The organism is Alkalihalobacterium elongatum, assembly GCF_019024285.1.
Classification (GTDB): Bacteria; Bacillota; Bacilli; order Bacillales; family Bacillaceae_F; genus Alkalihalobacterium; species Alkalihalobacterium elongatum.
Genome location: NZ_WMKZ01000012.1, coordinates 101,823 through 111,836 on the forward strand (window position 1 = coordinate 101,823; position 10,014 = coordinate 111,836).

7 protein-coding genes are annotated in these 10,014 nt (G+C 40.1%); 2 read left to right on the forward strand and 5 right to left on the reverse strand.

Features of this window, described 5'->3' with window-relative positions; translation table 11 throughout:
* Position 1: 1 nt before the first annotated feature.
* From GKP30_RS13495 to GKP30_RS13505, 3 genes are all read right to left on the reverse strand, one after another.
* Positions 2–853, reverse strand: a complete 852-nt coding sequence (locus tag GKP30_RS13495) for a 3-hydroxybutyryl-CoA dehydrogenase (protein ID WP_216829981.1) — start codon at positions 851–853, stop codon at positions 2–4.
* A 200-nt stretch (positions 854–1,053) separates the two neighbouring features.
* On the reverse strand, positions 1,054–2,229 hold the full coding sequence (locus tag GKP30_RS13500; protein ID WP_216829982.1) for an acetyl-CoA C-acetyltransferase: 1,176 nt from the start codon (positions 2,227–2,229) through the stop codon (positions 1,054–1,056).
* 186 nt (positions 2,230–2,415) lie between these two features.
* Positions 2,416–4,527: a (Fe-S)-binding protein gene (locus GKP30_RS13505; protein WP_216829983.1), complete on the reverse strand. Its 2,112-nt coding sequence runs from the start codon at positions 4,525–4,527 to the stop codon at positions 2,416–2,418.
* Between the two features lie 645 nt (positions 4,528–5,172).
* Between GKP30_RS13505 and cls the strand changes: the two genes are divergently transcribed.
* Both cls and GKP30_RS13515 read left to right on the forward strand, forming a co-directional pair.
* Entirely contained in the window at positions 5,173–6,369 is a 1,197-nt protein-coding gene (gene cls / locus GKP30_RS13510; RefSeq protein WP_216829984.1) for a cardiolipin synthase, read from the forward strand.
* A gap of 223 nt (positions 6,370–6,592) precedes the next feature.
* A complete protein-coding gene (locus GKP30_RS13515; RefSeq protein ID WP_328703159.1) occupies positions 6,593–8,461 on the forward strand; it encodes a heavy metal translocating P-type ATPase in 1,869 nt (622 codons plus the stop codon).
* On the opposite strand, the gene GKP30_RS13520 is transcribed toward GKP30_RS13515, so the two are convergent.
* Both GKP30_RS13520 and GKP30_RS13525 read right to left on the reverse strand, forming a co-directional pair.
* On the reverse strand, positions 8,458–9,240 hold the full coding sequence (locus GKP30_RS13520) for an alpha/beta fold hydrolase (protein ID WP_216829986.1): 783 nt from the start codon (positions 9,238–9,240) through the stop codon (positions 8,458–8,460). The two genes, GKP30_RS13515 and GKP30_RS13520, sit on opposite strands and share 4 nt — an antisense overlap.
* 35 nt (positions 9,241–9,275) lie before the next feature.
* Positions 9,276–9,446 (reverse strand): XapX domain-containing protein, encoded by a 171-nt coding sequence (locus GKP30_RS13525; RefSeq protein ID WP_216829987.1) that lies wholly within the window; start codon positions 9,444–9,446, stop codon positions 9,276–9,278.
* Positions 9,447–10,014 lie beyond the last annotated feature (568 nt).

Genomic DNA, 10,014 nt, shown 5'->3' on the forward strand with positions numbered 1-10,014 from the left:
CTTAGTTGTAGACATAGAAGCCGCGACCCGATTTCTTACCAAGCCATCCAGCTTTAACGTATTTGCGAAGTAATGGACAAGGACGATACTTGTCGTCACCAAATCCTTCATGTAATGTTTCCATGATGTATAAGCATGTATCTAAACCGATAAAGTCAGCGAGTGTTAAAGGTCCCATTGGGTGGTTCATACCTAACTTCATAACCTCGTCGACAGCTTCTGGAGTAGCAACTCCTTCAAATACTGTATAAATTGCTTCATTGATCATTGGCATTAGGATACGGTTTGAAACAAATCCTGGGAAGTCATTAACTTCTACTGGAATTTTTCCTAATTGACGAGATAAGTCTTCGATAGTACCGTAGACTTCGTCACTTGTTGCTAGACCGCGAATGATTTCAACTAGTTTCATAACAGGTACTGGATTCATAAAGTGCATACCAATTACTTTTTCTGGACGGTTTGTTACCGCAGCAATTTCTGTGATTGGTAAAGATGATGTATTTGTTGCTAAAATCGTATGTTCAGGGGCAATTTGGTCTAATTCTTTGAAGATGTTTTGCTTGATGCCCATGTTTTCAACTGCTGCTTCAATAACTAAGTCAACCTTTGCCGCGTTTTGAATGTCTGTAGAAGGAGTAATACGTGCTAGAATGTCGTTACGCTCTTCTTCTGTCATTCTGCCTTTTTCCACTTGGCGATCAAGATTTTTTGTAATCGTGTTCATTCCTCTTTCAACGAACTCTGGCTTTAAGTCATGCATGAATACTTGAACTCCAGCCATAGCATGTACTTGAACGATCCCTGATCCCATTTGTCCTGCACCAATTACCATTACTGTTTGAACTGTCATTTCCTTCTCTCCCATCTCACTACGTTTCGTTTTGTTTTGTTTGTGTTATGTTTGTGCCGTCGAACGGCTATTTTTATGGAAGCTTCAGGTGCCAGCGGCTCGAGGTCGCTTCGGTCCTTCCAACGGGTCCAAAGTGCAGGACCCTTTTGGCTGGCCCTCCAGCGCTTGTCGCCGCTAACCAGGCACCTTCCGCTTTTCTATTAAACTTCGATCATGATGGCGTCGCCTTGGCCTCCGCCACTACAAATAGAAGCAATTCCAATGCCACCGCCACGGCGCTTCAGTTCGTATGCAAGTGTTAAAATAACACGCGTTCCACTAGCTCCGATTGGGTGTCCTAATGCTACAGCACCACCGTTTACATTGACTTTTTCAGGATCTAAACTTGCTAGCTGGTTACTTGCAAGTGCTACAGCGGCAAAAGCTTCATTGACTTCAAATAAATCGATGTCTGCCAGTGTTTTCCCTGTCTTTTCTAGTAGTTTGTTAATGACTAGGCCTGGTGTTTTCGGGAAGTCCTTTGGCTCAATTGAAATCGCTGCATGACCGATGATTTTTGCTAATACTTGCTTTCCTTCTTGGTTTGCACGCTCTTCAGACATAAGGACAAGTGCGCCTGCACCGTCGTTTACACCTGGTGCATTCCCTGCTGTAATTGAACCTACTTTACCAAATACAGGTTTTAACTTACTTAAACTTTCAACAGTTGTTCCTGAGCGCGGTGCCTCATCTTGTGAAACGACAATTGGGTCACCTTTACGTTGAGGAACTTCAACAGGGACAATTTCTTCCGCAAATTTACCATCTTCAATCGAAGCGAGCGCTCGCTCATGACTTCTCGTTGCCCATGCATCTTGAGCCTCACGAGTAAGACCAAGCTCTTCTGCCACAGAATTACCGTATGTTCCCATATGAACTTTATTAAATGAGCAAGTTAAACCGTCGTGTACCATTAAGTCGACAACCTTGCTGTCGCCCATTCTCATTCCCCATCTTGCATTTGGAATGAAGTAAGGAGCATTACTCATTGATTCCATTCCACCTGCTACGACAACTTCAGCATCCTTTGCACGGATGATTTGATCAGCCATTGTCACACTTCGCATTCCTGATGCACATACTTTGTTGATCGTTTCTGTGTGAACATGCCATGGAAGTCCTGCATGACCACTTGCTTGACGTGAAGGAATTTGTCCTTGTCCTCCTTGAAGAACATTCCCCATAATTAGTTCTTGAACTTCATTCGGATCCACATCTGCTCTACGTAAAGCTTCTTTAATCGCGATTCCGCCAAGTTGACTTGCTGTTAAAGATGATAGTCCACCACCAAATTTCCCAAATGGTGTTCTTGCTCCCCCAACAATAACTGTTGACATAGTACGTTTCCCCCTCGTTTCGACCGAGCGTTCGCTCGACTAATTATCTTAAAAAAATAAATCAACATTAAAAGACATAGTTCAACATTGTTTACGCTTTCAAATAGTTATATTAATAAAGTATTCAGATATTTGTTTATAAGTGCGAGGCTGACTTAAAAAGGGTCAGCCTCTATTTTTATATACTTATTGTACGACTTTTTCTTCCTGTTTAACAATAGATTTTTCTAAAATTTCTGCAAGATCCATTGTTTTTACAGTTTCTTCAACTTCTTTCGCTTTCGTTCCATCACTTAACATCGTTAAGCAGTAAGGACATGCACTACCGATCACGCTTGGATTTACTTCAAGCGCTTGCTCAGTACGAGCGACGTTAATACGTTGGCCAGAGTGATCCTCAGTCCACATCATCCCGCCACCGGCACCACAACACATACCGTCAGCACGATTACGTTCCATCTCCACAACCTTCACACCTGGGATCGCTTCTAAGATTTCTCTTTGTGGACTATATACATCATTGTAACGTCCTAGGTAACAAGAGTCATGGTAAACGATTGTTTCATTCACTTCATATTTTGGTGTGATTTTTCCTTCTTTAATAAGTTGGGCAAGAAGCTCTGTATGGTGATACACTTCTACACCTTCTAAACCAAAGTCAGGGTACTCATTTTTAATTGTGTTATAAGCATGCGGATCGATCGTTACAATCTTTTTCACTTCAAACTTTTGGAACATTTCAATATTCCCTTGTGCAAGCTCTTGGTATAAGAACTCGTTACCAATACGACGAGGCGTATCACCAGAGTTCTTTTCTTTGCTACCGATAATTGCGAATTTCACACCAGCTTCATTCAATACTTTCGCAAATGACTGAGCGATTTTTTGGCTTCGCTTATCGTAAGAGCCCATTGAACCTACGAAGAATAGATATTCGAATTCTTCACCAGCTTTTTGCATTTCTTTAACTGTCGGTACGTGAATATCATCACGTCCCTCACGCCATTTTTCACGCTCTTTACGGTTAATACCCCACGGATTTCCTTGACGTTCAATGTTAGAAATTGCACGCTGGGCATCAGCTGGCATTTTTCCTTCAGTTAAGACAAGGTAACGACGCATATCAATAATTTTATCAACGTGTTCATTCATAACTGGACATTGGTCTTCACAGTTACGACATGAAGTACAGGCCCAAAGCTCTTCTTCCGTAATTACATCACCAATTAAATTAACATCATAACCAGCGGCAACCTCTTGGCCTCCAGCTGCTTGAGCAGCCATTTGATTTCCTGTTGTATGACTAAATGCAAACGCAGGTAACCAAGGTGTACGAGATGTTACAGCTGCACCTTTTTCTGTTAAGTGATCACGAACTTTGATCATTAAATCCATCGGTGAGAGCATTTTCCCTGTGCCTGTTGCTGGACACATATTTGTACAGCGTCCACATTCTACACAAGAATAAAGGTCAAGCAACTGCTGCTGTGTAAAATCTTCTACTTTCCCAACACCAAATACTTCTACATCTTCTTCTTCAAAGTTGATTGGCTTCAGTCTTCCAACATGACCACTCTTTTTGAAGAATACATTAAACACTGCAAACACTTCGTGTGCTTGTTTTGACTGTGGTACGAATACCATGAATGCAAGAACCGTAATTAGGTGAATCCACCAAGAAGCATAGAATAAAACCATACCTGCTGTTGTTCCAATACCCGCTAAAACGGTTGCAATAATACTAGAAAATGGAGCATACGCATAGTTTGCTTCATAACCAAACATAATTCTTTCAAAACCAAGCGTCAGCAGGATCGTTGCTGACAAGATGGATAATGCGACGTAAACAAAAAGAGCTTTTCCATCCTTCTTGAATTGTAATCGAGTTAACTTTTCACCGTAACGACGGTAACAAGCATAAAGAATTGCTACGAACATAAGGAAGGCCGTCCACTCCTGCATTGCATGGAAAGGTTTGTGTAGGGCACCTATTGGATACTGATAGCCTTCAATAAATCCTTTAATAATGATTTCAATCAGTCCAACTTGGATGATAAAAAATCCATAGAACATGATTAAATGCATAATCCCACTTTTAACATCCTTAAACATCTTACGCTGACCAATTACATTTACCAATACACCTCGGAAGCGTTCTTTGAAACCACGGTCAAACTCTTCTTTTTTCCCGAGCTTGATGTACTGATAGCGAGTAAATAATAGATTAGCAAATAGATAGATTGCATAACTTGCAACAACAACTAATAGTACAAGATTGACTATCTTAAATAAACCCATAATAAATCTCCCTTCCTCTTTCAATCCTTTAAAAGATAGTTAAATAATAGATAAATTTCAGAATATTGAATTCGTTTTCATCATTATAACACATTAATTCAATGAATGAGCATTCAGTCGACGAAATTTATAAAATTTTTTTTATTCCCTCGTAAAACAAGCTCACTTTGGTAATTATAAAAAGAAAAGCGAAAAGTGTCTGCTTATCGGCGACAAGCGCTGGAGGGCCAGCAATTAGTGTCCTGGTCTTGGGACACGTTTGATGGGCCGAAGCGACCTCGAGCCGATGACACTTGCAGCTAGACATAGAAAAGCGGAAGCGTCCGTTTAGCGGCGTAAGGACTGGAGCCTCTCCGTATGAGATAAAGGATACACGGCGATCGTCATTGAGCCGATGTTGACTTATCGTAAGGAGGAGAGCGAAGTCCACTAGACGCTGGGCGCTGTAGCTAGACATAGAAAAGCGAAAAGTGTCCGTTTATCGGCGACAAGCGCTGGAGGGCCAGCAATTAGTGTCCTGGTCTTTGGACACGTTTGGTGGACCGAAGCGACCTCGAGCCGATGACACTTGCAGCTAGACAAAGAAAAGCGAAAAGTGTCAATTAATTGAGCAAGAAAAAGTTTAATTCTTATTAGGAGGTTTTTATGACACTCTTTTTGATCATAGTGAGCGTTATTATACTTATTGCTATATTACTTAGATTAGACTTTAAGTTTGGTCTAGAAAAGCAAAGAAAAGAAGCAAAGCGCTTTCATCAAGAAATGCGTTATAGTAAAGTCAACCTCCTTACTACGGGTGATGACTTATTTGATCATATGTTACGTGATATCAAACAAGCCTCCAATCATATTCATATTCTATTCTACATTATCAAAGATGACAATATCAGCAAGAAAATGATGTCATTATTAATCGACAAGGCCAAAGAAGGCGTTACAGTTCGTTTGCTAGTTGACCGGATCGGCGGCAGTATCGGCAGAGGGTCCATTAAAAGAATGAAAGATGCAGGGATCCTGTTTTCTTATTCGCACCCTATCAAGTTTCCTTACTTATTTTTCACATTGAACCGCCGCAATCACCGAAAAATCTCTGTCATTGATGGAAACATTGGTTATGTAGGCGGATATAATGTAGGAGATGAATATTTAGGAAGAGACCCTAAGTTCGGAAACTGGCGTGACTTCCACCTAAGATTAGATGGTGATGGTGTTCAAGATTTACAGGAACAATTTTATGAAGACTGGCATGCGGCAACTAAAGAAAATGTTTCAAAAGACATCTTGTATCCACCTTTAGTAAAGGGAGATATCGCTCTTCGCATTTTACCAACGGATGGCGTTTATCTTGAGGATACGTTTGTTAAGCTCATTCGCCAAGCGGAAAACACCCTTACGATTGGGACCCCTTATTTCGTTCCAGGAATGACTCTGCAAGGAGAATTAATTAATGCGGCAAAGCGCGGGGTAAATGTTCGCTTAATCGTTCCGAAAAAAGCGGACCATCCACTAGTGAAAGAAGCGTCATATCCTTATTTTAAAGACTTACTTGATGTCGGGGTCGACATTTATCAGTATTACAGAGGATTTTATCACGCAAAAATACTTATCATTGATGATCAAGTATGTGATATTGGTACTGCAAACTTTGATAAGCGAAGTTTTCATATTGATCATGAAATTAATTGCTTAATTTATGATCGTAATTTTATCGAAAAAGTCTTGGGAGAAGTTGATTTTGATATTTCAATATCAGAACGACTGACGCTAAAACAATATAATAGTCGGTCGATTTTTCAAAAAGGTAAAGAACGGTTCGCCACAATTTTTTCAGGTTTACTTTAATTCCAAATTACAAGTTTTACTATTTATTTTTTTCCATTTATAGTATGATTAAATTATAATAAATACAAACAACACTTCAATTTAATCAATAAACATTCTAACTTAATAACTGGTTTTAAGGACTTTGAAGCTTGCTGTCACCCCTATGGTGGCAGCTTTCGTTGTTTTAGTAGCTAAATGATGTTGATTGTATTTCTCAATTACCTTTAAGGGAGGGAGAATTTTGCTAAAAAAATGGACAGAACACCGACAACTCCTATTAGCATTGACCAGTGGACTCCTCATTGTGATTGCTTGGCTTTTTGACCGATTATCTAGCCAAGATTTCTTGACCGTCACTTTGTTCCTTGTCGCATACCTGATTGGCGGTTTTTATAAAGCAAAAGAAGGTATTGAGGAATTTATAAACGAACGAAAATTCTCTGTAGAAATTTTAATGATACTAGCTGCTATTGGTGCTGCAACGATCGGTTATTGGATGGAAGGCGCTATTTTAATTTTTATATTTGCTCTTAGTGGTGCGCTTGAGACATACACAATTAATAAAAGTCATCAAGAAATATCTGCTCTTATGAATCTGCAGCCTGAAGAAGCAACTCTTTTAAAAGAAGGAGTTGAAAAAACGGTTTCCGTATCTGACCTGCGCGTTGGTGATATCGTACGAGTTAAGCCTGGTGAACGAATATCAACGGATGGGATTATTTTTACTGGGCGAACAACCATCGACGAGTCTGCTTTAACTGGAGAATCCCTACCTGTTACAAAACTAATCGGCGAAGACGTTTTTACTGGAACTGTTAACCTTTCAGGAATGATTGATGTATCTGTTACAAAGCCTGCAGAGGAAACATTGTTCCAAAAAATCATCACCCTCGTCCAATCAGCTAAGGAGGAAAAGTCCCCTTCGCAACAAACTATTGAAAAATTTGAAGGGCCCTATGTAAAGATCGTTCTTATCTTTGTAACGATTATGATGTTTTTGCCTTATTTTATATTCGGATGGAGCTGGCATGAAAGCTTTTATCGAGCGATGGTATTGCTTGTCGTTGCTTCACCATGTGCATTAGTAGCTTCAGTCATGCCTGCTACTCTCTCTGCTATTTCCAATGGTGCAAGACAAGGAATCCTTTTCAAAGGCGGTATTCACCTTGAACAGCTTGCTCATATTAAGGCAATTGCCTTAGATAAAACAGGCACGATTACAAACGGTACCCCTGTTGTAACAAATGTCTATGTTCGTCCTGATTTTAATAAAAACGACTTACTTCACGCGGTTTGTGCCATTGAAAGCCAATCTACTCACCCGTTAGCAAAGGCGGTTGTTATGTACTGTAAACAACAAGGCATTGAACCTATTAAGCCAGATTTTATTGAGACGGTCAGTGGTTGGGGAATTATTGGAACGGTTGAAGGCGAACACTGGAAAGTTGGTAAACCTGACTTTTTTCCTCTTGAAAAAAAAGAAGCTTTCCTAGAAGTAGCTGCAAGTATGAGCGAGGCAGGGCAAACTCTCGTTTTTGTTGGAAAAGATAAGGAGGAAGTAATTGCTGTATTTGCAATTGAAGATACTGTGCGAGACGTAGCGATTGAGGCGATCGATAGTATGAAAAATGAAGGCATCGTAACGTACATGATTACTGGTGACCATGAAAAAACTGCAAAAAAGATCGCTTCAGAGGTAAAGCTCGATGGCTATTCAGCTAATTGTCTACCTGAAGAAAAAGTAACTGAAATCGAAAAATTAAAACAGAAATACCAAAAAGTAGCGATGGTCGGAGATGGAATTAATGATGCTCCTGCATTAGCAAAAGCGAATATCGGAATTGCCATGGGAGCAGGCACTGATGCGGCGATCGAAACAGCCGATATCGTTCTCGTTAAAAATAATTTAGTAAAAATAGCAAAAGCCATTCAACTTTCGAAGCGTTTAAATCGAATTGTCATGCAGAATATCATTTTTTCGATTGCTGTCATTCTTCTGCTAATCGCTGGAAACTTCATGCAGCACGTCTCTTTACCACTTGGGGTGATCGGACATGAAGGAAGTACAATTCTAGTGATATTGAATGGCCTTAGGTTGCTAAAAAATTAATTTAAAACTTTTCGTTTCATAAAATCAACAATTATACGGTTGAATTCGGGTGCATGCTTAGTAGGGATTTGATGAGTTGCTTTGTCAACTGTAACAATTTCAACATCCTTCAGTCGCTCGATAAACATTCTTGCATAGTGGTGAAGATAAAAAGAGAGTTTACCGTAAACTACTAAAACTGGAACTTTGATTTGATTCAACCGATGAGTTGATCGGTAATGTAAGCCTTCGTTATAGATTTGATACGTAATATGTGGATTGGCATGAGCAAAATATGCAGCCATCTTCTCTCTAAATGCTGTTTCATTTTTTTTCGCGTGAGCCATGGCCAGTACATTCGCTAAAAATTGTATTCTTTTTAATCGAGTCACGAGTAAACCTAAGCGAAATTCATTTCTCAACAAAAAGCTGTTTACCTCTGGAAAAGATCCACTCATCATAACAGCAAGTGTTCGTTCAGGATAAGAAATCGCAAACTCCTGCGCAAGCGAACCTCCGTTAGAGTAGCCCAATATAACCGCCTTTTCCACTGTAAGGTCATCTAAAATACGAACGATATCTTCTGCGAGCAGGGACATTGTAATTCGTTCGCTCCCTGCTCCACTTTTTCCATTACCTCTTATGTCAAAAAAGATCAATTGAAAATGCTTTGCTAATTCACGCTGTTTATCAAATGTTACTAAACCCATACCTGGTGGGTGAATAAATAGGATGGGTGTTCCTTTTCCAATGGTCTCGTAGTAGATCGGTGACTGGAAGCGACCTTGTACGTATGGCATTCAATATCCCCCTTTAACCACATTGTCAGTTGTTGTTATCCACTAAAATACGGTAATATCCATTGAAACAACTTATAACCTAAATATATTCCGACAATTCCAGCGATCCCAGGCAGAGCTGGCGGTGCTGGAATTGGTAATTTAATCAATGCAAATACAAAACCAACAATTAAACCTGCTAATACGGCTAATAATACTTCTTGCATGTTCGTTCACACCTTTACTATATCTTTTATTAAAGTCCCCAAAAAACAAACCCTCTATTTATTCCAAATAGAGGGACGTTTTTTGTTTATTGATTTTAAGCTTATTGCCAGCACTTCAAAGGCGCTTTCTTTGCGAGCCGCTCTGAAGTTGCGTTGGCTTTTTCCTAACTAACGGGAACTATTCCTTCGCTTTAGTGACCGCCTCTTCTACTTTTTTCATTGCGCGGGCACCATTCAGGCTCTTTAGTTACCTCTATCTAGATTTTCTTAACCTCACGGGAACTATTCCTTCACCTTAGTGACCGCCTCTTCTACTTTTTTCACTGCGCGGGCACCATTCAGGCTCTTTAGTTACCTCTATCTCGATTTTTTCAGACTCACGGGCACTATTCCTTCGCTTTAGTGACCGCCTTTTCTACTTTTTTCCCTGCGCGGGCACCATTCAGGCTCTTTAGTTACCTCTATCTCGATTTTTTCAGACTCACGGGCACTATTCCTTCGCTTTAGTGACCGCCTTTTCTACTTTTTTCCCTGCGCGGGCACCATTCAGGCTCTTTAGTTACCTCTA

What these genes read in the sequence shown, in the direction of transcription:
- GKP30_RS13495 (WP_216829981.1), bottom strand. Translation starts at nt 853, where the DNA reads ATGACAGTTCAAACAGTAATGGTAATTGGTGCAGGACAAATGGGATCA.
- GKP30_RS13500 (WP_216829982.1), bottom strand. Translation starts at nt 2,229, where the DNA reads ATGTCAACAGTTATTGTTGGGGGAGCAAGAACACCATTTGGGAAATTT.
- GKP30_RS13505 (WP_216829983.1), bottom strand. Translation starts at nt 4,527, where the DNA reads ATGGGTTTATTTAAGATAGTCAATCTTGTACTATTAGTTGTTGTTGCA.
- cls (WP_216829984.1), top strand. Translation starts at nt 5,173, where the DNA reads ATGACACTCTTTTTGATCATAGTGAGCGTTATTATACTTATTGCTATA.
- GKP30_RS13520 (WP_216829986.1), bottom strand. Translation starts at nt 9,240, where the DNA reads ATGCCATACGTACAAGGTCGCTTCCAGTCACCGATCTACTACGAGACC.
- GKP30_RS13525 (WP_216829987.1), bottom strand. Translation starts at nt 9,446, where the DNA reads ATGCAAGAAGTATTATTAGCCGTATTAGCAGGTTTAATTGTTGGTTTT.